This window comes from Blautia sp. CAG:237 (assembly GCF_000436615.1).
In the GTDB taxonomy this organism is placed as follows: Bacteria; Bacillota; Clostridia; order Lachnospirales; family Lachnospiraceae; genus Blautia_A; species Blautia_A intestinihominis.
Genome location: NZ_FR886744.1, coordinates 1 through 25,946 on the forward strand (window position 1 = coordinate 1; position 25,946 = coordinate 25,946).

At 46.5% G+C, this 25,946-nt stretch carries 24 protein-coding genes and 1 other annotated feature; of the genes, 5 read left to right on the forward strand and 19 right to left on the reverse strand.

Annotation, left to right across the window (positions count from 1 at the left end; all coding sequences use genetic code 11):
• Window positions 1-129: 129 nt before the first annotated feature.
• The 3 genes from alaS to QZL69_RS08800 all read right to left on the reverse strand — a co-directional run bounded on the left by alaS (window position 130) and on the right by QZL69_RS08800 (window position 5,201).
• A complete protein-coding gene (gene alaS, locus QZL69_RS08790; RefSeq protein ID WP_022214843.1) occupies window positions 130-2,769 on the reverse strand; it encodes an alanine--tRNA ligase in 2,640 nt (879 codons plus the stop codon).
• Window positions 2,770-2,809: 40 nt separating this feature from the next.
• Window positions 2,810-4,039, reverse strand: coding sequence for a tyrosine--tRNA ligase (gene tyrS / locus QZL69_RS08795; RefSeq protein WP_022214844.1), 1,230 nt, complete (start codon window positions 4,037-4,039; stop codon window positions 2,810-2,812).
• Window positions 4,040-4,124: 85 nt separating this feature from the next.
• Window positions 4,125-4,343 (reverse strand) — a binding site (T-box leader).
• Window positions 4,344-4,451: 108 nt separating this feature from the next.
• A complete protein-coding gene (locus QZL69_RS08800) occupies window positions 4,452-5,201 on the reverse strand; it encodes a CpsB/CapC family capsule biosynthesis tyrosine phosphatase (RefSeq protein ID WP_022214845.1) in 750 nt (249 codons plus the stop codon).
• Between the two features lie 143 nt (window positions 5,202-5,344).
• Between QZL69_RS08800 and QZL69_RS08805 the strand changes: the two genes are divergently transcribed.
• The 3 genes from QZL69_RS08805 (at window position 5,345) to QZL69_RS08815 (ending at window position 6,570) form a co-directional block, all read left to right on the forward strand.
• Window positions 5,345-5,644 carry a hypothetical protein gene (locus tag QZL69_RS08805; protein WP_022214846.1) on the forward strand — a complete coding sequence of 100 codons (300 nt, stop codon included), beginning with the start codon at window positions 5,345-5,347 and terminating at the stop codon, window positions 5,642-5,644.
• Between the two features lie 304 nt (window positions 5,645-5,948).
• Window positions 5,949-6,320 carry a hypothetical protein gene (locus QZL69_RS08810; RefSeq protein ID WP_022214848.1) on the forward strand — a complete coding sequence of 124 codons (372 nt, stop codon included), beginning with the start codon at window positions 5,949-5,951 and terminating at the stop codon, window positions 6,318-6,320.
• Window positions 6,298-6,570: a hypothetical protein gene (locus QZL69_RS08815; RefSeq protein ID WP_022214849.1), complete on the forward strand. Its 273-nt coding sequence runs from the start codon at window positions 6,298-6,300 to the stop codon at window positions 6,568-6,570. The genes QZL69_RS08810 and QZL69_RS08815 overlap by 23 nt, the downstream gene beginning before the upstream one ends.
• Window positions 6,571-6,661: 91 nt before the next feature.
• On the opposite strand, the gene QZL69_RS08820 is transcribed toward QZL69_RS08815, so the two are convergent.
• From QZL69_RS08820 to QZL69_RS08850, 7 genes are read right to left on the reverse strand one after another with little or no spacing between them, the layout of a single operon-like run.
• Entirely contained in the window at window positions 6,662-7,933 is a 1,272-nt protein-coding gene (locus QZL69_RS08820; protein WP_022214850.1) for a competence/damage-inducible protein A, read from the reverse strand.
• A 31-nt stretch (window positions 7,934-7,964) separates the two neighbouring features.
• Window positions 7,965-8,510: a CDP-diacylglycerol--glycerol-3-phosphate 3-phosphatidyltransferase gene (gene pgsA, locus QZL69_RS08825; protein WP_022214851.1), complete on the reverse strand. Its 546-nt coding sequence runs from the start codon at window positions 8,508-8,510 to the stop codon at window positions 7,965-7,967.
• The gene (gene rimO / locus QZL69_RS08830; protein ID WP_022214852.1) at window positions 8,494-9,831 is read right to left on the reverse strand and encodes a 30S ribosomal protein S12 methylthiotransferase RimO; all 1,338 of its coding nucleotides are present in this window, start codon (window positions 9,829-9,831) and stop codon (window positions 8,494-8,496) included. Before rimO ends, pgsA begins: the two co-directional genes overlap by 17 nt.
• Before the next feature lie 54 nt (window positions 9,832-9,885).
• The gene (gene rpoZ, locus QZL69_RS08835; protein ID WP_022214853.1) at window positions 9,886-10,221 is read right to left on the reverse strand and encodes a DNA-directed RNA polymerase subunit omega; all 336 of its coding nucleotides are present in this window, start codon (window positions 10,219-10,221) and stop codon (window positions 9,886-9,888) included.
• Window positions 10,222-10,275: 54 nt separating this feature from the next.
• Entirely contained in the window at window positions 10,276-10,899 is a 624-nt protein-coding gene (gmk, locus tag QZL69_RS08840; protein WP_022214854.1) for a guanylate kinase, read from the reverse strand.
• Window positions 10,892-11,164 carry a DUF370 domain-containing protein gene (locus QZL69_RS08845; protein WP_022214855.1) on the reverse strand — a complete coding sequence of 91 codons (273 nt, stop codon included), beginning with the start codon at window positions 11,162-11,164 and terminating at the stop codon, window positions 10,892-10,894. Before QZL69_RS08845 ends, gmk begins: the two co-directional genes overlap by 8 nt.
• A gap of 19 nt (window positions 11,165-11,183) precedes the next feature.
• A complete protein-coding gene (locus tag QZL69_RS08850; protein ID WP_022214856.1) occupies window positions 11,184-12,062 on the reverse strand; it encodes a YicC/YloC family endoribonuclease in 879 nt (292 codons plus the stop codon).
• A 185-nt stretch (window positions 12,063-12,247) separates the two neighbouring features.
• On the opposite strand from QZL69_RS08850, the gene QZL69_RS08855 reads away from it, so the two are divergent.
• Together QZL69_RS08855 and QZL69_RS08860 are read left to right on the forward strand one after the other, a co-directional pair.
• A complete protein-coding gene (locus QZL69_RS08855) occupies window positions 12,248-13,090 on the forward strand; it encodes a YitT family protein (protein ID WP_022214857.1) in 843 nt (280 codons plus the stop codon).
• A gap of 24 nt (window positions 13,091-13,114) precedes the next feature.
• On the forward strand, window positions 13,115-14,872 hold the full coding sequence (locus QZL69_RS08860) for an Rqc2 family fibronectin-binding protein (protein WP_022214858.1): 1,758 nt from the start codon (window positions 13,115-13,117) through the stop codon (window positions 14,870-14,872).
• Window positions 14,873-14,949: 77 nt separating this feature from the next.
• Here QZL69_RS08860 and QZL69_RS08865 read toward each other — a convergent pair whose 3' ends face one another.
• The 9 genes from QZL69_RS08865 to QZL69_RS08905 all read right to left on the reverse strand — a co-directional run.
• Window positions 14,950-16,275, reverse strand: a complete 1,326-nt coding sequence (locus tag QZL69_RS08865; RefSeq protein WP_022214859.1) for a sensor histidine kinase — start codon at window positions 16,273-16,275, stop codon at window positions 14,950-14,952.
• Window positions 16,256-16,972: a response regulator transcription factor gene (locus QZL69_RS08870; RefSeq protein WP_022214860.1), complete on the reverse strand. Its 717-nt coding sequence runs from the start codon at window positions 16,970-16,972 to the stop codon at window positions 16,256-16,258. The genes QZL69_RS08865 and QZL69_RS08870 overlap by 20 nt, the downstream gene beginning before the upstream one ends.
• Window positions 16,973-16,975: 3 nt before the next feature.
• The gene (locus tag QZL69_RS08875) at window positions 16,976-17,971 is read right to left on the reverse strand and encodes a hypothetical protein (RefSeq protein WP_022214861.1); all 996 of its coding nucleotides are present in this window, start codon (window positions 17,969-17,971) and stop codon (window positions 16,976-16,978) included.
• On the reverse strand, window positions 17,958-19,550 hold the full coding sequence (locus tag QZL69_RS08880; RefSeq protein ID WP_022214862.1) for an MBOAT family O-acyltransferase: 1,593 nt from the start codon (window positions 19,548-19,550) through the stop codon (window positions 17,958-17,960). The genes QZL69_RS08875 and QZL69_RS08880 overlap by 14 nt, the downstream gene beginning before the upstream one ends.
• A gap of 245 nt (window positions 19,551-19,795) precedes the next feature.
• Window positions 19,796-21,286 (reverse strand): threonine synthase, encoded by a 1,491-nt coding sequence (gene thrC / locus QZL69_RS08885; protein ID WP_022214863.1) that lies wholly within the window; start codon window positions 21,284-21,286, stop codon window positions 19,796-19,798.
• Window positions 21,287-21,425: 139 nt separating this feature from the next.
• Window positions 21,426-22,292 carry a cell wall hydrolase gene (locus QZL69_RS08890; protein ID WP_022214864.1) on the reverse strand — a complete coding sequence of 289 codons (867 nt, stop codon included), beginning with the start codon at window positions 22,290-22,292 and terminating at the stop codon, window positions 21,426-21,428.
• A 234-nt stretch (window positions 22,293-22,526) separates the two neighbouring features.
• Window positions 22,527-23,756, reverse strand: coding sequence for an ABC transporter permease (locus tag QZL69_RS08895; protein ID WP_022214865.1), 1,230 nt, complete (start codon window positions 23,754-23,756; stop codon window positions 22,527-22,529).
• A gap of 10 nt (window positions 23,757-23,766) precedes the next feature.
• Window positions 23,767-25,464: an efflux RND transporter periplasmic adaptor subunit gene (locus QZL69_RS08900; protein WP_022214866.1), complete on the reverse strand. Its 1,698-nt coding sequence runs from the start codon at window positions 25,462-25,464 to the stop codon at window positions 23,767-23,769.
• 18 nt (window positions 25,465-25,482) lie between these two features.
• A partial coding sequence (locus QZL69_RS08905) for a biotin/lipoyl-binding protein (RefSeq protein WP_291519086.1) occupies window positions 25,483-25,946 on the reverse strand: 464 nt, incomplete at its 5' end.

Below are 25,946 nucleotides of genomic sequence, written 5' to 3' on the forward strand. Positions count from 1 at the left end.
ATTGTGCTAAAATACAACTGTCTGGGTATTTTTCTTGCACGACTGTTATTATATAACATAGTGATAACATTCGTCAACATCTTTTGGCTAAATTTAGAAAAAAATTATTTTTGACAAAAAATGCACTTTTTAGTGGATCTGCTGTTCCAGGATTCCTGCTGCTGCTTTAACTGCTTCGTCCGCTTTTTCCGGATTCTTTCCGCCGGCCTGAGCCATGTTCGGACGACCGCCGCCGCCACCGCCTACGATCGCTGCGACACCTTTGATGAGGTTTCCTGCATGTGCTCCTGCTTTCTGAGCTGCATCTGTAGCCATGGCAAGGAGATTTACTTTGCCGCCGTTTACAGCTGCAAGGACAACAACGCCCTCTCCGATCTTCTCTTTGAGCTGATCACCCAGATCACGGAGTCCGTTCATGTCAACGCCCTCAACCTTAGCTGCAAGGAGTTTCACACCCTTGACATCTACGATCTGGTTCATGATATCACCAAGAGATCCCTGAGCCAGTTTGCTCTTGAGGGATTCGTTCTCGCTCTGGAGAGATTTGACCTCTGCCTGGAGATGTGTGATCTTCTCAGCAACTTCTGCCGGCTGTGCCTTGAGTGCTTTGGCAGCCTCGTGGAGCATAGCTTCCTGTTTCTTATAATATTCAATAACACCGTTTCCTGTCAGTGCCTCGATACGACGTACACCTGCTGCGATACCAGCCTCGGATACGATCTTGAAGAGCATGATGGAGCTTGTGTTCTTAACGTGTGTACCACCACAGAGTTCTTTGGAGAAGTCGCCCATGGATACGACACGTACCTTCTGGTTGTATTTCTCGCCGAACAGAGCCATTGCGCCGGATTTCTTGGCTTCTTCGATGTCCATGACATTTGTCTCTACAGGAAGAGCTGCCTGGATCTCTTTGTTTACGAGAGCTTCTGTCTCTGCGATCTCTTCCGGTGTCATTGCCTGGAAGTGTGCAAAGTCAAAACGAAGTCTGTCCGGAGTTACCAGGGAACCTTTCTGTTCTATGTGAGAACCAAGGACAGTCTTGAGTGCTTTCTGAAGAAGATGTGTTGCACTGTGGTTCTTCTCCGTATCACGGCGGGCCTGCTCATTAACTTTAAGAGCTACTGTCTCTCCTGTGGAAAGCATTCCGGATTCCATATGTCCGACATGGCCAAATTTACCGCCACGAAGTTTGATGGTATCTTCTACTACAAATTTACCATTTGCAGTCTCGATCACACCAGTATCACCTTCCTGTCCACCCATGGTAGCGTAGAATGGTGTTTCTCTTACAAATACAGTACCTTTCTGACCTTCCATCAGAGAAGTTACGATTTCTTTTTCTGTTGTGAGAACTGTGATCTCGGAATCATATGTGAGGTGATCGTATCCTTCGAACTCTGTCGTTACATTGACATCGATCTCATCATATACGGTAGCGTCAGCTCCCATGTAGTTGGTCACTTCACGTGCAGTACGTGCTTTGACTCTCTGCGCTTCCATTGCTTTCTGGAAGCCGTCTTCGTCGATTCCGTAACCCTTTTCCTCAAGGATCTCTTTGGTGAGGTCAAGCGGGAATCCGTAAGTATCGTACAGTTTGAATGCATTTTCTCCTGAAAGGGTTTTTACTCCGGCTGCTTTCATCTCTTCTTCCATGTCTGCAAGGATGCGGAGACCCTGGTCGATGGTCTTGTTGAACTGGTTCTCTTCGTTTGTCAGGACTTTGAAGATAAACTCTTTCTTTTCTTCCAATTCCGGATATCCTGCTTTGGATCCGTCGATCACTTCTGCACTGAGTTTTGCAAGGAAAGTTCCCTTGATTCCCAGAAGACGTCCATGACGTGCTGCACGACGGATCAGACGACGAAGTACATATCCACGTCCTTCGTTGGTCGGCATGATACCATCGGAGATCATAAATGTTGCAGAACGGATATGGTCTGTGATCAGACGGATGGATACGTCATCCTGATAGTTCTTCTCATATTCCTTGCCTGCAATCTCGCATACCAGGTTACGAAGTGCACAGATGGTATCCACATCAAAGATAGAATCAACATCCTGAACAACAACTGCCAGACGCTCAAGGCCCATACCTGTATCGATGTTCTTCTGTTTCAAGGTTGTATAGTTTCCGTTTCCATCGTTCTCAAACTGAGTGAATACGTTGTTCCATACTTCCATGTAACGGTCGCAGTCGCAGCCTACAGTACAGCCAGGTTTTCCGCAGCCATATTTCTCTCCACGGTCATAGTAGATCTCAGAACATGGACCGCAAGGACCTGCGCCATGCTCCCAGAAGTTATCTTCCTTACCGAAACGGAAGATTCTGTCTGCCGGAATTCCGATTTCTTTATTCCAGATGTCGAATGCTTCATCATCCTCCAGATATACTGACGGGTACAGTCTGTTTGCATCCAGGCCAACGACTTCTGTCAGGAATTCCCAGGACCAGTGGATCGCTTCTCTCTTGAAGTAATCTCCAAAAGAGAAGTTACCAAGCATCTCAAAGAAGGTACCGTGACGTGCTGTCTTACCAACGTTTTCGATATCACCTGTACGGATACATTTCTGACATGTGGTGACTCTTGTTCTCGGCGGTTTCTCTGCACCTGTGAAATATGGTTTCAGTGGAGCCATACCTGCGTTGATCAGCAGGAGGCTCTTGTCTCCCTGAGGTACCAGGGAGAAGCTTTTCATTGCGAGATGTCCTTTGCTCTCCATGAAATCAAGGAACATCTGACGAAGTTCGTTTACTCCGTATTTCTTCATGATTCTTTCCTCCTAAAAGTATTTATCAAAAAAACACTTATTATTTAGCATAAACTCTGTTGAATTTCTTTTTGCCTCGTTTGAGGACAACACCGTCACCTGCGAGTGCGTCTTTGGCAACTGTGTGTTTGATGTCTGTGATCTTTTCACCGTCGATGGAAACACCGCCCTGCTCGATCGCACGACGTCCCTCAGAACGTGTCGGAACGAGGCCTGTCTTGATCAGCATTGTGATAAGGTCGATGGTTCCTTCCTCTGTGAAATCTTCATCAGTCAGCTCTGTGCTTGGCATATGTGCAGTGTCTGCGCCGCCAGAGAACAGTGCTCTTGCACCTTCCTGAGCTTTCTTGGCTTCTTCTTCGCCATGAACCAGGTTTGTCAGCTCGTATGCAAGGATCTCTTTGGCTTTGTTTAACTGGCTTCCTTCCCATTTGGCCATCTCATCGATCTGCTCAAGTGGAAGGAAAGTAAGAAGACGCATGCATTTGATAACGTCTGCATCGTCTACGTTTCTCCAGTACTGGTAGAAATCAAATGGAGATGTCTTGTTCGGATCAAGCCATACAGCACCGGACTGTGTCTTGCCCATCTTCTTGCCCTCTGAGTTCAGAAGAAGTGTGATGGTCATAGCGTATGCATCTTTGCCAAGTTTACGACGGATCAGTTCTGTACCGCCGAGCATGTTGCTCCACTGGTCATCACCGCCAAACTGCATATTGCAGCCGTATTTCTGGTATAACATATAGAAGTCATAGCTCTGCATGATCATGTAGTTGAATTCAAGGAAACTAAGTCCTCTCTCCATACGCTGTTTGTAGCACTCTGCAGTAAGCATACGATTTACTGAGAAATGAGCTCCTACATCACGAAGCAGATCTACATAGTTCAGGTTCAGAAGCCAGTCAGCATTGTTGACCATCAGTGCCTTGCCATCGGAAAAGTCGATGAAGCGGGACATCTGTTTCTTGAAGCAGTCAATGTTGTGCTGGATGGTTTCTTTTGTCATCATCTGACGCATGTCAGTTCTTCCTGACGGGTCACCGATCATACCGGTACCGCCGCCGAGAAGTGCGATTGGACGGTTGCCTGCCATCTGGAGACGTTTCATCAGGCAGAGTGCCATGAAGTGTCCTACATGAAGGCTGTCTGCGGTAGGGTCAAATCCGATGTAGAAAGTAGCCTTACCGTTGTTTACCATTTCTTTGATCTCGTCTTCGTCTGTTACCTGGGCGATCAGGCCTCTGGCCTTAAGTTCTTCCCATACTGTCATAATAATTTCCTCCTGTCGCGGTATTCATCATCAGGTGCGTCCAAAGGCGCCTCCTCGATATGCAAAAAAGCCCGGTTCCTGTCCTTCTTAGGACGAGAACCGGGTCCCGTGATACCACCTAACTTCGCGGAAAATCTCCCGCCTCATTGAGCACGGTAACGAGTGCCACTCCGTCGCAGCCTACTGAAAAAAGTTCGGTGCGAAGCTCCGGGATGTATTCGCAAAAGTACTGCACGCGCCTCTCACCATCCGGCTGCTCTCTGTGTGTGTTGCTTCTGTTACTTCTTCCCTTCAAAGCCGTTTCATATACTTCTAAAAGTATACAAATTGGCTTTTTGTTTGTCAAGGGTGTTTTCTTATTAGTTTAACAACTTAAAGCGATAACGTTATTGTCAGAACGATTCACAAAAACTTATCTATGAGCTGCCGTCATGCAGTGCTTCGCATTATCAAGGATCTCCTGCGGATTATCAATAAAGATCTCGTCGGCCATCTGCCGTCCCATTTTCTTTGTGACATAGGCATAGGCATCTCCGATCCTTGTGACACGGCGTTTGCTTCCATGGCAGTCAGAACCAATATAACTTACAAGTTCTTCTTCCAGAAGTTTCCCGCAGTATTTCTTGGCTGCATGTCCGTTCTTGCCGATCACACTGTCTGCATTGACCTGCATCAGTGCACCTTTATTTACAAGATGTTCTACAAAATCCAGATCATGCATGCATCTGTAACGTTCAATATGTGCTATGATCGGCCTGTATCCGCCGGAAAGCAGTTCGTAGATCCTGTCGCTGATATACTTTTCTTCTGTACTTGAAGAAAATTCTGTGAGCACATATCTGGAACCAGCCATCGAATAAACCTTGTCAGAACGCAGATAATCCAGCATTTCTACATTTGCATGAAATTCACATCCGAGGAACACTTTGAAATCTGGTCCGATCTTTTCCGCCAGTCGTCTCAATACCAGAAAATGCTTTTTGATAATTTTCGAAGGAGTCTCAAACATTTCTCTTCTGAAATGGGGCGTCACAATAATCTTACGCACACCCTGATCGTACTCCATCTGAAGCATAGCAAAAGCTTCTTTTACACTCTGAGCTCCATCATCGACTGCCGGTACAATATGGCAGTGCATGTCAAACAGTCCCCTGTCTGCCATTCCATCCTCTCCTTTTCTTTTTCTGCTGTGTTTACCCGGGTATTATATCCCATGGCCGTTTCTTTTGCAACTGGATATTTTTTCACACCGGACATCCTATCTACATAAAATGAATTGTAGACAAAAAGCTGGAGGATTTTATAATGAGTGATTTGGCTGCTACAAACTGTGGATGTAACAACGACTGTGGCTGTGGATGCAACAATGGTTGCGGATGCGGCAACGACTGCGGATGCGGCAATGGAACCAGCCTTTTTGGAGGCAGCTCCTGCAACTGTATCCTCTGGATCATCATCCTGATGTGCTGCTGTGGCAACAACGGCTGCGGCAATGGCTGTGGATGCGGTAACAATGACAACTGCTGGATCATCGTGGTTCTGCTTCTTCTTTGCGGCAACAACGGCTTTGGCTGCGGTAACGGCTGCGGAGGATGTGGATGCTGATCCCGCCCCTTTCAACAAACTACAGTCTGCAGACAAAAAGCAGAGGATCATTTCCTCTGCCTTTGTCTGTTTCTTTCTGCCCGTCGCTCTTTTTCTCTCTGCATATTTTCCCTTCTATGCTTAAGACATTCCAGGTCCAGTTCATAAAAAGCATTTCCGTCCAGCACAAGCTTTTCTTTTTTATTTTCCATGGTTGCTGCCTTTCTGATCTTTCTTACTATTTATCTTATGTCAAATCATCCTCCCACGTCATAATCTAAAAGCAAAAAGCATATCTTCGTAATAAAAAAAGGAGCTTTGCCTTATGGAAGAGGAAATTATCGCTCAGACAAAATTCGACCAGCTCATTTCCGACGACCAGTCGCAGATGCTGAAAGCTTTTATTCCTTATCTTTCCCCGAGAGGCCAGCAGCTTCTCTCCGTGTTCACCAAAACCAGAGAACTCTCAAACACCCTGGCATTATTCCGCGGCAGACAGCCTGATATGCAGATCTGCAGTTCTTCTGTTTCCAGTCCTTCCGAACTTCTGGATGATCTTCGGAAATTCAGCTATGGCAGGAGCCGCAGGCAGCTTGACCAGATCAGCAACTTTCTTGTCATGATGCAGCTGATACAGGTTATGAGCCACTCCGACCAGGAAGAAGGTGATCCAAATGACCCAGGAATGGCAGAATGACCCCAAACTCCAAAATATCGATCCGTCAAAACTTGCCCTCCTACAGAACCTCGCAGACCAGAGCGGAGGCAGATCCCCGTCTGATATGCTTCCATTTCTGATGAGTGCCGCTGCACAGGGACGGCAGAACGGACTTCAGTTCTCGTCTGATGAGATCGGAGCAATACTGAATGTCCTCAAAGCCGGAAAATCGCCAAAAGAGGCGGCAAAGCTTGATCAGATCGTCAGCCTGATGCGGATGATCCGATAGGCAGCAGACACACCACTGACATCTTCTCAATATATCAGACAAAAAATCCCCCACTGTCCAGCTCAACAGCGGGGGATTTCTCATATGGATCTTAATTATTTTCCTTATCAGCGCGTTCCATCATGCAGTCGCGTAAGAATGCCAGTCCGTGTGCAACGGTCTGTTCTCTCACTCTTGCACGGTTGCCCTGGAAATGGAATTCTCTTACCTGCGTGCAGCCCTTATAGGAGCATCCCATAAAGACGGTTCCGACCGGTTTTTCTTTTGTTCCACCGCCCGGGCCTGCGATCCCTGTCACGGAAAGGCAGATATCTGTCTTGGAGGCTTTGCGGCCTCCCTTTGCCATTTCTGCTGCACATTCCTCGGATACAGCTCCGTGTTTCTTAAGTGTGGACTTGCTGACATCGAGGCATCTTCTCTTGGCTTTGTTGCTGTAAGTAACCATGCCCTGCAAAAATACCTCAGAAGCACCTGACACATTGACGATCCTTGCGGCGATCGCACCGCCTGTACAGGATTCTGCCAGAGAAAGTGTCATTTCCTGTTCTTTCAGCATATCTACCACAGCTTCCTCCAGAGATTTGGATTCTTCTGTCGCAAAAATGTTTCTTCCGAATCTTGCCTTAAGTTCTTTGACAACAGGTTTGATGAGTTTCTTACATTCCTTCTCATTCTTGCCCTTGGCGGTAATGCGAAGATGTACCTCACCGGTCTTGGCATATGGTGCGATCGTCGGATTGGTCTGGCTTTCGATCAGATCCTCAATCTCCTCTGCAACCTGACTCTCACCGATCGAGCAGATCTTCACCATCTGGGAATAAATGATCTCCGGCTGTTTCTTGCGAAGATATGGAAAAACGGACTCCTCAAACATCGGTTTCATCTCACCTGGAGGTCCTGGAAGAAGGATGGCTGTCTTGCCTTTTTTCTCAAGGATCAGTCCCGGTGCGGTGCCATTGTGGTTATCGAGAACGATTGCTCCCTTCGGGACCATTGCCTGCTTGTAGTTGTTGGCTGTGATCTTGCGCTGAGGGTTGTTTTTCTTATACTGCTCGAGGTATGCTTCCATCAGTTTCCTGCTGTGGCGATCCTCCACCAGTTTCATTCCCATGACTTCAGCGGTAACTTCCTTCGTCAGATCATCCTCGGTAGGTCCAAGTCCACCTGTGAGGATCACTATATCAGAACGGTCCAGTGCCGTCTGAATGGTCTCGCGCATACGTGTCTCATTGTCTCCCACAACTGTCTGATAATAGACAGAAAGCCCAAGCTCTGCACATTTTTCGGAAAGATATGCGCTGTTGGTATTCACAATATTTCCAAGAAGTATTTCTGTTCCTACAGAAATCAGCTCTGTTATCATTTGATATCTGCCTCCTGATTATAAAAACGGATTACTCCTGCATGGACAGAACGGAACGGTTCTGCCAGATATAAGTGATCAGTGAAATGATGGTCAGTGCAAGAGAGATCCAGATAAAAATCTGCTCCAGGATCACAAATGCAGCAATGTTATCAAAATGCAGGATCAGCAAAATGATCATGACCATCTGTGATGCTGTCTTGAATTTGCCCCAGTAATTCGCTGCGATGACAATGCCATTCTCTGCAGCGATCAGACGAAATCCACTGATAATAAATTCTCTTCCTATAATAATGATAACAAACCAGGCCGGAAGTCTGCCAAGTTCGATCATACAGATCATTGCAGAACACACAAGAAGTTTGTCCGCAAGAGGATCCATAAATTTACCAAAATTTGTTACTAAATTATTTTTACGGGCCAGGTATCCGTCAAACCAGTCTGTGATGCTGGCTGCTGCAAAGATAATGAGAGCGATATAGCGATTTGCCTCTCCGCCCCATCCTGTCAGCAGAAATACAACAAGAAACGGAACCATGATCATTCTGGCCACTGTCAGTTTATTCGGTGTATTCATCAGCTAATTCTCCTATTAAATCGTATTCCAGCGCACCTGTCACACGGACACGTGCAAAGTCACCTGTCACAAGAAGTTCCCCTGTCTGAACAAAGATATATCCGTCAACCTTCGGCGCATCTGCATAAGTTCTCGCAATATAGGCGCTCTCGCCGGATACTTTACCCTCGATCATAACAACAAGTTCCTGTCCGATCCGCTCATCACCCTTCTCCAGAGAAATCTCCTGCTGGAGAGACATGAGTTCATCTCTTCTCTCTTCCTTAACTTCCTCCGGAACCTGTCCTTCCATGGTTTCTGCCGGTGTTCCTTCCTCCGGTGAGTAAGTGAACACGCCGAGACGGTCGAATTCCATCTCATCCACGAATTCCATCAGTTCTTCATGATCTTCCTGGGTCTCACCCGGGAAGCCAGTGATCAGAGAAGTACGGAGCACAATGTCCGGGATCTCACGGCGAAGTTTCGCGATAATGTCTTCGAGCTGCTTCCTTGTCGTGCGGCGGCCCATTCTCTTAAGGATACGGTCGCTTGCATGCTGGATCGGAAGGTCAAGATAATTGCAGATCTTCTTTTCTTCTTTCATGACCTGGACCAGCTCATCGTAGATCTCCTCCGGATAACAGTAGAGAACACGGATCCAGCGGATTCCTTTGATCTGACAGAGCTTCTTAAGCAGGATGTGGAGTGTTTTTTTGCCGTAGAGATCTGTACCGTAAACGGTGGTCTCCTGAGCTACAAGGATCAGCTCCTTGACTCCCTGAGATGCCATGTATTCTGCCTGTGCAAGAAGTCGTTCTTCCGGAACACTTCTGAATCTGCCACGAAGGGACGGGATGATGCAGTAGGTGCAGTGCTTGTCACAGCCCTCTGCGATCTTGAGATAACCAAAGTGGCCGCCCGTTGTCAGCACACGTCTGCCGGAGTCCTCCGGAAGTTCATTGATATCACGGAACTCCTGGAAAACATTTCCTGCCTGTGCTTCGTTTAATGCCTTTACAATGTCGCCGTAAGATGTGGTTCCGAGAACGGCATCCACCTCCGGAATCTCCTGTGTGATTTCTTCTTTGTAGCGCTGTGCCATGCAGCCAGTTACAATCAGTGCTTTGCAACTGCCTGTTTTTTTATATTCTGCCATCTCAAGGATCGTATTGACACTCTCCTCCTTGGCATCATGGATAAAACAGCAGGTATTGATCACGATCGCATCTGCTTCCTCCTCGGAATCCACGATCTCATGCCCGCTTCCGGTAAGAAGTCCGAGCATTTCCTCTGAGTCCGCAAGGTTCTTGTCACAGCCCAGTGATATAAATAAAATTTTCATATAATCTCCTGATACACATAATCAGAAGACAAGCTGTCTTCTGATCATGATAGTTTACTGGTTATTTTCTTCGGTTGTTTCTTCTGCAGCAGTCTCTGCTGTCTCCTCTACAGCTTCTTCGGAAGCAGCCGGTGTGGTTTCCTCTGCTTCTTCCTCAGAGGTTGCTACGATCTTAACTTTGCCTTTGTATAACTCGTCGATCGCGATCGCAAGCGGTTTCTTGCCTGCCGCACCATCAACAAGCGGTTCTGCTCCTGCGATCAGCTGTCTTGCTCTCTTGCTGGTTGCAAGTACCAGAGAATAACGGCTGTTGAGCATCATTGTGTTGTCGTCTTCCTCTGCGTTGTTGTTGATTGCCTGAATCAGTTCTGTATATGACGGATGTATCATATTAAAATTCTCCTTTCATGTTTCAGTTTATATTATAAGGGTGACCTTACTTACTTAATTAAAAAATTCCCGGGATTCCTTCTGGATCGTTCGGATAAATTCCTCGTTACGGCTTGCGCGGCGGTGCTCACTCAGGATGATCTCATGAAGTTCATCCACGCAGTCCTCCACAACGTCATTCACAAGAAGATAATCATAAGACTCGATTCCCTCTGCTTCCTCAGAAGCTCTCTTAAGACGTGATTCGATAACTTCCTGTGTCTCGGTTCCTCTTCCTACCAGACGGTCTTTCAACTCCTGGATCGTCGGCGGTGTCACGAAGATAAGGACTGTATCCGGGATCTTCTCCTTGATCTTCATTGCCCCCTGGATCTCGATCTCCAGGATCACATTCTTGCCCTTGGAAAGCATCTCCTCTACGTAAGAGCGCGGAGTTCCGTAATAGTTCTCTACATACTGCGCATACTCCAGAAGCTCATCAGCCTCGATCATCGCCTCTACTTCTTCTTTTGTCCTGAAAAAATAATCCCTGCCGTCCACTTCACCTTCACGCGGTTTCCTGGTAGTAACAGAGATAGAAAGTGCACAGTCGTCATACTTCTCAAGAAGACGCTTCATCACTGTGCCCTTGCCGGCTCCGGAAAATCCGGACACTACTGTCAAAACTCCCTTACTCATGTTCTTCTTCCCTCTCCTCATAATCATATGCCTCTGCAAATCTCCTGGCGATCGTCTCCGGCTGGAGTGCTGACAGAACAATATAATCGTCGGATGTGACGATCACTGCCTTCGTCTTGCGCCCCTGTGTCGCATCGATCAGCGAACGTGTGCCCTTGATGCTCTGTATCATTCGCTTTACCGGTGCGGCATCCGGACTGACCACTGCCACGATCTTGCGGGAATTTACCACATTACCAAATCCTATATTAATTAACTTAGCCACAAAAACTCAGCTGCCTCCATTACTCAATATTCTGAATCTGCTCACGGATCTTCTCGATCTCTGTCTTGAGTCCGATCGCGATATCGGAAACTTCAAGATCACTGGATTTCGACAGGATCGTATTCGCCTCACGGTTCATCTCCTGCGCCATGAAGTCCATCTTGCGTCCCACGCCTTCCTGTTCATTCAGGATCTTCTTCATTCCAAGGATATGGCTGTGCAAACGGACGGTCTCCTCATCATTGCAGATCTTGTCAGAAAAAAGAACCACCTCTGCCGCGATACGGTTATCGTCGATCTGGCTGTCCTCCAGAAGATCATGAACCTTCTGCTCCAGCTTCTCACGGTACGCACGGACTACTTCCGGTGAACGGGTCTCTACTTTGCAGACCATTTCATCCAGACCATCCAGCTTCGCAAGAAGATCTTCTTTCAGATGTGCACCCTCTCTGGCACGTGTCTCCACAAATTTCTCGCAGGCTTCGCGAAGCGGCTCCTCCAGAGATTTCCAGAGTTCCTCCTCATCTACGGACTGTTCTTCCATCGTCAGAACTTCCGGATAACGGGAAAGTGTTGACACCCGGATATCATTCTCAAGCCCGAACTCCTCTGACATCTGTTTCAGATAGCCGAGATAAGCGGCTGCCAGATCATGATTATATTTAAGGGCAACATTGCCTCCTGTATAATCCTCATAGGTAATAAAAACATCTACCTTGCCACGCTGCATATACCGCTTCATCAGGTTACGTACCTGTCCCTCCAGCATATTGAATTTACGCGGCATTTTGATGTTCAGATCCAGATATCTGTGATTGACAGATTTCAGTTCTACTGTGATCTTCTGCTGCTTTGTTACTTTTTCTGCATGGCCAAAGCCTGTCATACTTTTTATCATAGGTTTTCTCACTTTGCAAGTCTTTTCTACATACAGATTTATTATAGTGCATTCTAAAATTCTAGTCAATTCGTTTTTTTTATAAATATTTTATCAACTACCGGCAGGTGCGTTGACATTTCCATCTTTAAAAGGTTACAATATGGCTATATCGTACTTAATTCACGGAGGAGATAAATACAAAAATGAATGAAAAAATCAAACACTTTTCGCTGCTGACAGGAAGCACCCTGATCATGGCAGTCGGTACTTATTTTTTCAAATTTACAAACAACTTTACCTTTGGCGGCATCACAGGTCTGGCGGTCCTTGTCGCTGATAAGACAAACATTTCCGCCAGTGACTTTTCTTTCATTGTAAACATGCTGCTTCTTGCACTCGGTTTCGTCGTGCTTGGACGTAAATTCGCTGCCAAGACAGCCTACTGCAGTATCCTGCTTTCCGTAGCACTGTCTTTCCTCTCACGTGTATGTCCGATGGAGCATCCGCTGACTGACCAGACGATGCTGGAACTTTGTTTTGCCATCGCACTTCCTGCACTTGGTTCTGCGATCCTTTTTAACATCGGTTCTTCCAGCGGCGGTACGGATATCATTGCGATGATCCTCAAGAAATACAGCAGTTTTGATATCGGCAAGGCACTTCTCGTGACAGATATCATGATCACGGTTGCAGGCTGCTTCGTATTCAACATTGAGACAGGTCTTTATTCTTTCCTTGGTCTTGCGGTCCGTTCTTTCATGATCGACAACTTCATCGAGAGTTTCAACCTTTCCAAGTATTTCAATGTCGTCTGTGACAACCCGGATGATATCTGCGACTTCCTTGTTCACGATCTCAACCGAAGCGCAACTGTGGTCCACGCACAGGGGGCTTTTTCCGGAAAAGACAAATACATCGTCTTAACCGCGCTCAACCGTCCTCAGGCAGTCCGTCTGAGAAACTACATAAAAGGAAATCAGCCAACCGCCTTTATTCTGATCTCCAACACCAGTGAGATCATCGGTAAGGGATTCCATAATGTCTGATTTTGATTAAAGGAGATTTTTATTATGGCTTTTGATGGAATTACCATTGCAGCAATGGTTCAGGAATTACACCGTAATCTCGATGGCGGGCGTTTCAACAAGATCGCCCAGCCTGAATCAGATGCTCTTATGATCACCGGAAAGGGAGCAAACGGCCAGTGCAGGCTTCTTATCTCTGCCAGTGCTTCTCTTCCTCTGATCTATTTTACTGGCAAAAACAAACCAAGCCCGCTCACCGCGCCGAACTTCTGTATGCTTCTCCGCAAGCATATCGGCAGTGCCCGCATCAGCAGTATCCGCCAGCCCGGCATGGAACGTGTTGTAGAATTTGAGCTGGAACACCGCAATGAGATGGGCGATCCCTGTAAGAAGTTCCTGATCGTAGAACTGATGGGCAAGCACAGCAACATCATCTTCTGCGACGAAAACCGCATGATCCTCGACAGTATCAAGCACGTTTCTTCTCATATGAGTTCTGTCCGTGAGGTTCTTCCTGGAAGAGATTATTTTCTTCCGCACACACAGGAGAAATCTGACCCGCTGACGATCACAGAGACAGAATTCATCGAAACGATCTGCCATAAACCATGCAACATATCCAAGGCACTCTACACCTCTCTCACCGGCTTAAGCCCGCTGATCGCAGAGGAGATCTGCTACCGTGCCTCCATCGACGGAAGCGATGCCGCACAGTCTCTGAACGAGACTGCTGCCACACATCTCTACCACACTTTCCGCCGGCTGATGGATCAGGTCGTAGAAGGAGATTTCACACCGAACATCATCTACCGTGACAACGAGCCGGTAGAATACGCTGTACTTCCTCTGACACAGTACGGAAGCGAATACCACAGTGAAACTTTCCCGACCGTTTCTTCCATGCTGGAAACCTATTACGCATCCCGCGATACCCTGAACCGTATCCGTCAGAAATCTTCTGATCTTCGAAGGATCGTACAAACTGCCCTGGAGCGTAACCGCAAGAAATACGCCCTTCAGCAGAAACAGATGAAAGACACTGCCAAGAAGGACAAATACAAAGTCTACGGCGAACTCATCAATACCTACGGCTACGGCCTGGAAGAGGGCTGCAAATCTTTCAAAGCCCTGAATTATTACACCAATGAGGAGATCACGATCCCTCTTGACCCGACCCTGACTCCTCAGGAAAATGCAAAGAAATATTTCGACCGCTACGGCAAACTCAAACGTACCGAGGAAGCTCTTACCGAACAGCTTGCCGATACAGAATCCGAGATCGAGCATCTGGAATCCATCTCCAACGCCCTTGATATCGCCCTCGCAGAGAGTGATTTAAGCCAGATCAAGGAAGAGCTGACCGAGTACGGCTACATCAAAAAACATTATTCTGGCAAAAAAGGTGCAAAGGCGCAGACCAAGTCCAAACCATTCCACTATATTTCCAGTGACGGATTTGATATCTTCGTCGGCAAAAACAACTTCCAGAATGATGAGCTAACTTTCAAACAGGCAACCGGAAACGACTGGTGGTTCCACGCCAAAAAGATGGCAGGCTCCCATGTCGTTGTCAAAACTCCGGACGGAGAGCTTCCGGACCGCACCTTTGAGGAAGCAGGCCGCCTTGCAGCTTATTACTCCAAAGGCCGCACTGCCCCAAAAGTCGAGATCGACTACATTCAGAAAAAACATGTCAAAAAACCTGGCGGTGCCAAACCGGGATTTGTCGTTTATTATACGAACTACTCCCTGATGGCAGAGCCGGATATCACAGGGATCCAGGAAGTTCCTTCCGGAAAATAACCAGAAAAAAGGCTGTAACTCAGATCATTTCTCCGAGTTACAGCCTTTCTTCTCTGTGTGACATGTCTCCTGAACAGTTATGATATCTCACAATATGGAAAATATAATATCAGTCTGAAAATGTCTTTTTCCTGGCTGACAGTGCATTTGCCTCCCATTTTTGTCATCATGTTTTTGATACTCTGGATTCCCACACCTGTACTTTCCTGAGGATCTCCTGTACAGGAAATCCTGTTTTCAAAATAAAATCCTCTCATGCCATTACGTCTGGCTGTTCCTATTGTAACTGGTGCTTTTTTATCTGCATATTTCTGAATATTGGAAGTGATGTTATCCAGGATACGGGAAACATAGTCTGTTGATACCTGCATTCTGGACTCTGACCATTCTACCTGAAAATCCACCTGGAACCCCTGATGCTCCAGATAACTGATCGTCTCCGAAAACAGATCATAAAACAGAAGTTTTTCGCTTTCGAGCTCTTCCATGGAAATCTCCTGATCACTGCTTACCAGTGAATACTCAAACAGATTGTCTGTGAGCTGTTTCATCCGTCTTGTTTTGCGGTGGATTTTTTTTATATACTCGCAAAACTGTTCCTCGTCTTTATAGGTTCCCTTTTCAAGAAGTTCTGTATACAGCATGATCGAAGTCAGAGGAGTCCGCAGATCATGGGACATCTGTGTGACTATTTTCTGATTTTCCTTCACGATCTCTGCTTCCTGCTGCACCTGTTTCTTAAAAGATTTCCTCATGCATTCCAGCCCCTGTGCAAGAGCTGTAAGTTCATCTTTCCCGGAAACAGTAACAGAATAGTCAAGGTCGCCCCCTTCAAGGATCTCAATTTCCCTGCTCAGTTTCCAAATGTAATTCATCTTTTTTCGAATCCCCATCAGGACGAGAATAACAAATACTACCGCTGAAAGAGCCAGTGCTGCAAATATCATATAATTGTACAGCTGGTAATCATAGACTCCTGAGAGGGAAATTTCTGCCTCCCCATCTGAAAACTGTACAGAATAAAACGCATTCCATCCGTAATAGTTCTTGGGGATTTTTTCATTGCGAATATTCAGCTCTTCCGGATAATCGGAATCATAAACCAAGATATCATCCTTAAACACCAGCATGGAACTCAGCACTTTCTCTTTATCCATCCATTTTGACAGTACCAGAACGTCAGACGTACTTAATTTTTCCTGTGAAACATACTCCTGCAGTCTCGAAACATACAGTTCATCTTTTCGCTCGGAATAATCAGAATTGACATAGTACTCATAAACCATTTCTTCGCCAATCCTGTCTACCCCATAAAACACGCCTACTGCAGCCAGCATGGAAAACAGTAGCAGGATCAGAAGCTGAAAATAGAGAGAATTTCTTCTAGGAATACCTTGCGTCAAATTTATACCCCTTTCCCCACACGGTCGTTATATATCTGGGATTCTGAGGATTCTTTTCGATCTTTACCCGGAGTTTCCGGATATGGACCATCACAGTACCGTTGCAGGAATAAAAATATGGTTCGTTCCAGACACTTTCATAAATGTTCTGTGCAGAAAATATTTTACGCGGATGTTCCATCAGAAGAAGCAGGATCCGGTACTCAAGTTCCGAAAACTCTTTCTCCTTTCCATCCACAAATACTTCATTATAATTGCGGTTGATCCGTATATTGCCGATCTTTATGTAATTATCCTCCTGACCCTCTGATGTTTCATTTTTGCCCATATAAACTTTATATCTCCGAAGGAGTGCCTTGACTCTCCCCAGAAGTTCTGCATAGGAGAACGGCTTTGTAAGATAGTCATCTCCTCCGGCCATCAGTCCGATCAGCTTGTCAGATTCCTGTACTTTAGCCGTCAGGAATAACACCGGGACATTCGATATCTTTCTTATTTCCTCGCAGGTACGAAGTCCGGAGATTCCCGGCATCATAATATCCAGAATGACAAGATCTGTGTCATCCCGAAGATTCTCAAGCCCCTCTCTGCCATCCTCTGCCTCATCTACCATATAATCTTCACTTTCCAGAAGGATCCGGACACCCTCTCGGATATCTGCGTCATCCTCAACGATCAATATTCTCTCTTTACTCAATGTTCAGCTCCCCGCCTTTACTTTCTTTTTTGCCTGTTTTTCTGCATTTTGCGCCGCCTCCCGGTACTGTATCAGAGATTCATTCCAGGATCTGTATGTACTTTCACTTTTTCTGCTCTTTAGATGATACTCTTTTTTCAGGTATCTGCCAAGATAATCTGATACTTTTACAGCCCCAAGTATGTTCAGATGATCACCTTTATCAAGGCTGTCCTCCGACCAGTTTATACCCAGTTCTTTAATTTTCAGGTTCAGATCCAGATATTTAAGTCCGTTTTCTCTCGCATATGCTTCCATGGTATTATGTTTCCGGAAAGAGTAGTTCTTCGGAGACGGCGCACTGTACAGAAAGAGCTGAATATTATTTTTTCTGCACAGGCTGACGATCTGATCCATCATAAATCTTGTAATGCGGGACATCCGTTCCGTTTTGGCGGTTTTTTTCATATAAGATCCACCTGTATAGGCTTCCACAACATCTCTGAGAACAAATCCTTTATAAAACGTCTGACTCCTTTTGTCTTCTCCTGTCACCCATGCTTTCCAGGAATTATGAAGACGGAATACAGGGAAATAATAAAGCATCGTCTGTACCAGAGTCTCTTTGATACCACGCACTGCGCTCTGCGATCGGAATATCATATTTGTCTCGATCGCGACAACTTTGGGTTTCTGGGTTTTGAGTGCTTTTTTGAGCATGTAGTAGCTCTCCTGTATTTTCTGACCGGTCTGCCCGCCTACATAGGAAGGAATGCCTTCCTTGTCCCAGATTTCCATTGGAGAAACGGTTGTATAGCTCTCACTGTCTCCGATCACAAGAACATCGATCGTGTCTGCCGGTTCATTTTCCAGCTCAACCATACTCTTGTTTCTGTTCTGTACCAGATCTGTATTTGTCCGTGCCAGAGCAGACATCACCGCAGAAGCTGCCATCAGAAGGCACAAAAGAATCGCACAGAAAACCACCGGCCTTACTATTTTTTTCCTAAAATCCTGCATAGATCAAATCTACCTGCTGATAACCGGTGCCATATGCTCCAAACAGAATTACTGCAAAAATAAGTACATAGTACAAAAGCCACCGTGACGGAACTTTCATCTGCTGCAGTTTTGACCAGTTCAGCATTTCCCTTTCTTTCAGAATATCATAAACAGTGACCACAAGGATGCCCACGACAGTAATTCCAAGGTCAGGTACAGACAGACCTAAACGAAGCAGACTTCCATCCCAGAGTCTGTGCAATTCAAATCCATGAAAAATACTTCCAAACATATGCAGACCCGCTCTCAGTCCATTTGCCCGGAAAAACATCTCTCCTGTAAAAATGATCACCCAGGTTTTTAATATCTGCGGAACTCTCCAGTACAGTGCCTTTTCGTTCAGGTTAAACTTCTTAAGGATTCCTTCCCTGACAGGTGCCACCGCTTCTCCTGCAAGCAGGATCACAAAATAATACATTCCATAAAAAATATAATTCCACTGTGCTCCATGCCACAGACCGTTACTGAGCCAGACCGGAAACAGCGTCAGGGCAAAAATGCCCATCTTTGTAAGATATTTTCCTGCATGTTCTCTTCCAAAATGATTCCATTTTTTTACGATCCCGGAGACAGAAACCGGATAAAACACATAGGCTTTGAGCCATGCGCCCAGAGTAATGTGCCATCTTCTCCAGAATTCCGAAGCATTTCCAGAAAAAAATGGCTGACGGAAGTTTTCGGGCAAAGCCACACCAAACAGATTTCCGCTTCCGATCACAATATCCATGCAGCCGGAAAACTCCATATAAAGCTGCAGCGTATAGGAAACTGCCCCGACCAGGATCATCACGCCATGGTAATTCTGATAATGTTCAAAGATCATCTGTACGATCATATAGAGTCTGTCTGCAACTACGATCTTCTTGAACATTCCCCATACAATACGTATGGCTCCCTGTGCAAGATTTTCCATGCGTACTGGTGCACATTCCCAGAGTGCATCAGCAGTCTCATTCCACGTACCGATCGGTCCCTCCATGATCTGCGGAAAAAATCCAAGAAACAATGCTATTTTTGCCCAGTTTTTCTCCGCATGGATCCTGCCCCAGTACACATCTGCCATGTATCCGACAGCTTCCAGTGTGTAAAAAGAGATTCCGATCGGAATCAGCAGTGTCTGCGGCTGAAGGAAGACTGATCTTCCTGACATTTCAAGGATATGATTTATATTTGTCACAAAGAAATTACAATATTTCAGATATCCAAGAATCCCCAAAAGGAGCAGGATCCCTGCGATCAGCGTTCTTTTTTCTCTGGACTTATACTGCTTCTTTATGAAAGTACGGGGCTCTCTGGCTCCCTGTTCTTTTGCCTTCTTTTTTCCCTCAGCTTTCAGATGATCCATATGACATCCGATTCCATAGATCAATGTCGTTACTCCGATCAGGTAAACGACAAGCCAGCGGCTGAAAGACCAGAAAAAGACGTATCCTGCCAGTATCAGGACCGCACGCCGGATTTTCCTGGGAGTCAATGCATAAACAAGTACAACAAAAGGAAGAAAGCAGAACAGGTAGATTCCCTGATGATATGCCATATTAGTTATCCTCCATATTTAAAATCGCAAAAGTTCAGTATGTCATGTTTCTAACTTTCACCTGCCCTTACGTGTCATATTTTTACACAGTCTCTTTAACATTTCCTGAATCATTTCTTAAAGTTTCTTAATTTTCCATCTTTCCCCATAAAAAAATATCCTGCACAGACCACACTGCTCAATAAAACAGAGGATCTGTCAGGATATCTTTTATTATTACTTCGTTATTTGATTATAGTTTATTCTCAGTGGATTCCAAGGATGTCCTTAACTGCTGCCGGCATATCCGGTGCATCTACAACTCTGTCATGAAGGACAGGTGCTGTACGGATCTCCTCTACTGCTCTCGGGATCTTGACACCGGAGATCTTGGTCAGCTCATCTGCCAGTGCGAAGTCATCCAGTCCCTCTCCCTTGTTGGAGATTGCAGCCATAACACTTCTTGTGAATTTGTACGGGCTTGCTGTGGATGCGATCACAGTCGGAAGAGTGTCATCTGTGTCTTTGACATATTTCTTGTAAACGCCTGCTGCAACTGCTGTATGCGGATCGATCACATAGTCTGCCTTCTCAAATGTCTCATGGATCGCTTCTTTGGTCTCTGCTTCGCTGCAGTAGTTTCCGTAGAAGTCAGCAAGTCCTGCTTTCATTTCGTCTGTGATCGTGTATTCACCACCCTGACTTAATGCCTGCATCAGTTCTGCACATTTCTCTGCATTCTCTCCTGTGAGACGGTAGATCAGACGCTCCAGGTTACTGGAGATCAGGATATCCATGGATGGAGAAGTTGTAAGGATAAAATCTCTCTTTCTGTCGTAAGTTCCTGTACGGAAGAAATCAAACAGGACTTTGTTTTCATTGGAAGCACAGATCAGTTTGTGGATCGGAAGTCCCATCTGTTTTGCATAGAATGCAGCAAGGATGTTTCCGAAGTTTCCGGTAGGAACAACAACATTGATCTCATCTCCTGCCTTGATGGCACCTTTCTTGACCAGTTTCGCATAAGCATATACATAATATACGATCTGCGGTACCAGACGGCCGATGTTGATGGAGTTTGCGGAGGAGAACTGGAAGCCTGCCTCATTAAGCTCTGCGGCAAGTTCCTTATCGTTGAACATCTTCTTGACTGCGGTCTGTGCGTCGTCGAAGTTTCCTGTGATACCTACAACGGCTGTGTTGGCACCCTTCTGAGTTACCATCTGCTTCTCCTGGATCGGGCTTACACCGTGCTTCGGATAGAATACGATAATCCTTGTTCCCGGAACATCTGCAAAACCAGCCAGTGCAGCCTTACCGGTATCTCCGGAAGTTGCAGTCAGGATCACGATGTCGTTCTTGACCTGGTTCTTTCTCGCTGCTGTTGTCATAAGATGTGGAAGAATGGACAGTGCCATATCCTTGAAAGCGATGGTAGAACCGTGGAACAGTTCCAGATAGTAAGCTCCATCTGCCTCATGAAGCGGTGCGATCTCTGTGGTGTCGAATTTCTCATCGTATGCATTTGCAATACAGTTCTTCAGCTCTTCTTCTGTAAAATCTGTAAGAAAACGGCTCATAACTTCATAGGCTGTTTCCTGATATGTCATCTGAGCAAGTTTCTCTACAGGAACATCCAGTTTCGGAATAGAAGTAGGTACGAACAAACCTCCGTCTTCGGAAAGTCCTTTCAAAATAGCCATAGACGCTGTTACTGTCTCGCCTTTGCCTCTGGTGCTCTTATATAATACCTGCATGTATCCTTCCTGCCTTTCTTTGGTTCTTTTTTGATTTTTGTCATAGTATACCACGGTAACGTGTAAAATTCCATAGTAAAATTCAAAAAGCTCCGAAAGATTCTCATTCTCTCGGAGCTGTATACGTTGTCCCTGTATTCTAGTGTGCTGCAAGCACCTCATCCGGATATGTATAAAATTCATGTACACCGTGCTTGAACAGCTTCTTGAGGTTCTTGTCAAACCAGGAGATATTGTCCCTGGCCGCGGCTGATTTCTGGATAAAGAACAGCGCACCCTGGGAATAATCCGTTCCCTCAAGAACCTGTCTGACGGCATCCTTCGTCTCCTGTGAAACAGTGACTTCTGAAATCCGTCCGTCCTCGACCGGCGAAAACTGAGCTACGCCATTATCATACTCCCAGATGACATCTGTGACATTATCTGGAAATTCACTGTATTTCACACGATTCATGATCACATTGGCAACCATGATCCTGCCCTTGATATCCTCTGTTCCTGCTTCTGCCTCCACGATCTGCAGAAGGTTCTGATAATCCTCATCGGACATCATCTTCGCAGAAGATACGACCTTGGAATCAAAATCGTCGATGGTCGTTGCCATGGATTCACTGACATTCATCTCAACTGCCTGGCTGGTGATCTTCTGTACGCGCTGGCCTACGATCACGTCCTCGCAGGAAGTTCCGATACGGTTGATCGTCATTCCCGCAGAAGGAGTCCCACTCACGCCGGAAGCCACACCTGCGATCCCTGATGGCAGATCATAATTCGCACCTTCATAAATACTGCTTCCTGTGCTGTCTGCTGCCGCATAGACTCTGTTCTGCTTATTAAGGCTGTCCGCGATCTTAAGACCGCCGGATACGGTCAGTACGGTAGCGGCACATACGCTCAGTGAAACAAAGGCTCTCAATGAGGCTGGCAGTCTCTTCCTGTTGTTCGTCTTATTCTTACCCTTAACGGGCTCCGGGTTCTGATTCTCTGATAATTCTGATTTCTTCATACTCTTATAATCCTTGCAATTTCATTATGTCTTCTTTTCTGAAATTATTTTTTCTGTAATATTTTCGTAATTTATAAGAAAATTATATTTAATAATCGTGCTCCTGTCAAGTATTTTTTCTTGATAGGGCTTTGGAAGACTTGGTTGTTATGGATCGATCTGCAGATATCATTATTATAAGAGTATTCTCTGCGAGGGTCAACAATTTTCGTTCGACACGATTTTTATCGCTGTTTAACCTGAATAGCGAAGTGCGTCGATCGGCTTTTTTCTGGCTGCTTTGTTGGCCGGGTACAGGCCGAAGATGATACCGATCAGACCTGTAAATGCTACGGAGACCCATACCACACGCATATCCATCGTAAACTGCATGGACGGGGTAAAAATCCCCACAAGCTTCAGGATCACCCACGAAAGTCCGATTCCGGCGAAGCAGCCCATGATACTGACGATCAGCGCTTCCAGAAGAAACTGCATCATGATCGTTCTCTTGCAGGCCCCGATCGCTTTTCGGATTCCGATCTCCCTGGTACGCTCTGTCACGGAGACCAGCATAATGTTCATGATCCCGATGCCGCCGACCAGAAGGGAGATTGCTGCGATACCACCGATCATCAGTGCCATCGTGCTGTTGACACTTTCCATCGTATCCATGATCTCCGACTGATCTGAGATAGAAAAAGCATCCTCATCGTATTCAAACCGCTCCATAAGGAGCTCTGTCAGGGCATTTTCGGCTTCATCCAGAGTCTCCTCGCTGGTCGCAGAAGCACAGAACTGTGTCACATTCAGGATATTATCTGCAAGGCGTGTCATGGTAGAAAACGGAATGTATCCTTCAAGGACCACGGAACTGCCGGAATCCTCGTCGTCAGAACTGCTGCTCATCATATTTGTTCCCTTTGTAAGTGAAGAGGAACTGTCCTCCGTCAGCACTCCGATAACCAGGAAGCTTTTGCCGTTGAGAGAAATCTTTTCGCCTTCGACATCTGCCCTTCCCAGAAGCTCTACCGCTGTATCGTAAGTGAGGACCACGACATTGGTGTTGTTTTCCACATCAGCGTTTTTGATGAAACGTCCGTATTGTATCTCCATCTGCTGGATGTCCAGATAGCTGCCCGTTGTTCCGATCAGGGTCATGGATTCGCTTGTGTAGCCGCTTTTTGCTGTCACGCTGGTTCTTGCCATCGGTGCAGCCGCATCCACTTCATCCGGCTCGGCAAAACCGGAAATCTCACTTAATTTGAGTGGATTTTCCTTGTCATCGCTGATCGTAACGGTCAGGTAGCTGGAGCCCATCCCGGAAATCTCATCGGTAACAGAGGTTGTCGCGCCGTCCGCAATGGACACCAGGACCACCAGTGCAACCACACCGATCATGATCCCAAGCATTGTCAGGAAAGTACGGAGCTTATTTGTGGAAACTGCATGCCATGCCATCTTGAAAGACTGCAGAAGTCTCATTTTCCGTCACCTACTTTCCCGGTCCGCCCTGACCGCCTCCGCCGCCAGGACCTCCACTCATATCACCACCGCCGTTTCCGTCCATCTGCGGCATACCGCCGCCATCCATGCCGCCTCCGCTCATATCCGGCATCTGCATGTCTGGCATATCTGTACTGCTGCCGGAAGAACTGCTCTCTGAACGGAGATAATACACCGTCGTACCCTCTTCCAGTCCGTCTGTGATCTCAACGGTACTTCCATCAGAAAGCCCCGTCGTCACTTCTGTCTCGCCGAAAAGATTTCCATCGTCATCTTTTTCGGTATATACAAAGGTGCGGTCCCCTTTTTCCTGCAGTGCATTCATTGGAAGGGTAAGGACATCTTCACGGTCTTCGATCGTGATCGTCGCGGAAGCGTTCATGCCCTGTTTCATCTTGTCATCTTCTGGAATTGTGATCGTGATCGTATATTTGGCAACTCCGCCGCTGACGCTTGCCGTGTTTCCAATCTTTGTCACTTCGCCTTCAAATTCCTGATCCTCGATCGCGTCAAAAGTCACGACTGCTTTCTGACCGAGTTCTACAGAGTTGATATCGAGTTCATCCACACTTACCGAAAGAAGTCTGTTCTCGTCCGGTGAGATCGTAAAAGCTGTGACATCGGTGCTGTACTGGCTGGCGGAATCTACAGCGTCCTCCGTGCTGTCTTCTTTGGATGTGGAAGTGCTGTCTGCTGTGCCTGCAGTTCCACTGGCACTTGCACCTGTGCTTCCGGTGCTTTGACCCACCTGTGCACTCTGGCTGTTACTGTTTCCTGCTGCGGCTGAATTTTGTGTAGTGCTGCTGTTTTCGTTATTCTGTGTGCTGCCTGTTGTATCCTGCTGTTCATTTGACTGCTGTTCATTCGATGAACTCTGTGATGTACTTCCATCTGTTACAGTCGAATCTGATTCCTGTCCGGAATTACCATTATCGCCGATCTGGTCACCTGAATTATTGTTTTCCGCTGCAGTTTCCGGAAATACCATCTGAAATTCCAGTGTTTTTCCATTATCAGAGATCTGCACACCGGATACTGTTCCTGTCTCAATCCCCTGAATGCTTACCGTGGTAAAGCAATAGCCCTCTGCTGCCGAAAGAACGACCAATGCCTTATATCCTGTCCCTGCTGCAAAGACACTGTCAGCCGGGTTCCAGGTGATCACTCCCGAATAGATACCGCCTGAAGCAGAAATGTCTGTCACTGGTGTCTGACCGGTCACCGGCGCCGGAATCACTGCAAGAGAGCCTGTCGAGTTTCCACTTCCCACTATGGAAAAAGCAATCTGCTGATCCTGTACGGTATCCTGCGTGTCATCGGAATTATTTTCTGTTTCCTCCACAATGACCGGTGTTGTCCCGTCATCAAAAGAGAGCTGTGTAAAGGTAAGATCCGAAAGATCCTGCCCTGTATATGCCATCTGTGATGCATTTCCCGCACCGCTGGTGGTACTGCTTTGCGCAGAAGATTCTGAGGAAGTCGTTCCGCTTGCTGCCACATTTACGTCCTGTACGATTCCATCCTGCTCTGCAATGATCTGCGGCGATCTGGCAAGCTGTGCAAATTTCTGTAGTGTTTCTGTCCTTGCTTTACGGACAAGCAGCAATTTTTCATATTCCGCACTGCTCTCCGTCCCTTCCAGGACCAGAAGCTCATCATCTGCACTGACGGATTCATTTTCGGTCACAGATACCGAAGATACGGTTCATCCTGCCGCTACAGAATCTGTTTTTTCGATAGATACTGCCATATATCCGTCCAGTGACAGCTCTATCAATGCGCCTTTTTCTGTTATGATATCTGCAACATCCGATCCTTCTTCAACATAGATCGCCTTCACTCTGCCTGACACCGAGCTTACAACTGCATTTGCATCCTCGTCTTCCTGGCAGGTGCGGATTTTCTCATCCAGCTCCTCCAGTTCGCTCTGGATCTCATCTATTGCAGTCTGTACGGATGCGCTGTCAACGTTTGCCAGAACCGTTCCCGCCGAAACGTAGTCTCCGCTTTCAACCAGAACGTCTCCGATCGTCAATCCTGACGGGATCGACACCGCCTCTGCATCATCCAGCTCCAGATTTCCGGTTCCTGTGATCGTATTTGAGATATTTCCTTTTTTTACTTCTGCTGTCTGTACCTTGCTGACTTCTGTGGCTGCTGCCACCGGCC

Excerpts from the sequence above, each read along its gene's own strand:
- alaS (WP_022214843.1), bottom strand. The coding sequence starts at position 2,769 with ATGAAGAAATACGGAGTAAACGAACTTCGTCAGATGTTCCTTGATTTC.
- tyrS (WP_022214844.1), bottom strand. The coding sequence starts at position 4,039 with ATGACAGTATGGGAAGAACTTAAGGCCAGAGGCCTGATCGCCCAGGTA.
- QZL69_RS08800 (WP_022214845.1), bottom strand. The coding sequence starts at position 5,201 with ATGGCAGACAGGGGACTGTTTGACATGCACTGCCATATTGTACCGGCA.
- QZL69_RS08805 (WP_022214846.1), top strand. The coding sequence starts at position 5,345 with ATGAGTGATTTGGCTGCTACAAACTGTGGATGTAACAACGACTGTGGC.
- QZL69_RS08810 (WP_022214848.1), top strand. The coding sequence starts at position 5,949 with ATGGAAGAGGAAATTATCGCTCAGACAAAATTCGACCAGCTCATTTCC.
- QZL69_RS08815 (WP_022214849.1), top strand. The coding sequence starts at position 6,298 with ATGACCCAGGAATGGCAGAATGACCCCAAACTCCAAAATATCGATCCG.
- QZL69_RS08820 (WP_022214850.1), bottom strand. The coding sequence starts at position 7,933 with ATGATAACAGAGCTGATTTCTGTAGGAACAGAAATACTTCTTGGAAAT.
- pgsA (WP_022214851.1), bottom strand. The coding sequence starts at position 8,510 with ATGAATACACCGAATAAACTGACAGTGGCCAGAATGATCATGGTTCCG.
- rimO (WP_022214852.1), bottom strand. The coding sequence starts at position 9,831 with ATGAAAATTTTATTTATATCACTGGGCTGTGACAAGAACCTTGCGGAC.
- rpoZ (WP_022214853.1), bottom strand. The coding sequence starts at position 10,221 with ATGATACATCCGTCATATACAGAACTGATTCAGGCAATCAACAACAAC.
- gmk (WP_022214854.1), bottom strand. The coding sequence starts at position 10,899 with ATGAGTAAGGGAGTTTTGACAGTAGTGTCCGGATTTTCCGGAGCCGGC.
- QZL69_RS08850 (WP_022214856.1), bottom strand. The coding sequence starts at position 12,062 with ATGATAAAAAGTATGACAGGCTTTGGCCATGCAGAAAAAGTAACAAAG.
- QZL69_RS08855 (WP_022214857.1), top strand. The coding sequence starts at position 12,248 with ATGAATGAAAAAATCAAACACTTTTCGCTGCTGACAGGAAGCACCCTG.
- QZL69_RS08860 (WP_022214858.1), top strand. The coding sequence starts at position 13,115 with ATGGCTTTTGATGGAATTACCATTGCAGCAATGGTTCAGGAATTACAC.
- QZL69_RS08875 (WP_022214861.1), bottom strand. The coding sequence starts at position 17,971 with ATGCAGGATTTTAGGAAAAAAATAGTAAGGCCGGTGGTTTTCTGTGCG.
- QZL69_RS08880 (WP_022214862.1), bottom strand. The coding sequence starts at position 19,550 with ATGGCATATCATCAGGGAATCTACCTGTTCTGCTTTCTTCCTTTTGTT.
- thrC (WP_022214863.1), bottom strand. The coding sequence starts at position 21,286 with ATGCAGGTATTATATAAGAGCACCAGAGGCAAAGGCGAGACAGTAACA.
- QZL69_RS08890 (WP_022214864.1), bottom strand. The coding sequence starts at position 22,292 with ATGAAGAAATCAGAATTATCAGAGAATCAGAACCCGGAGCCCGTTAAG.
- QZL69_RS08895 (WP_022214865.1), bottom strand. The coding sequence starts at position 23,756 with ATGAGACTTCTGCAGTCTTTCAAGATGGCATGGCATGCAGTTTCCACA.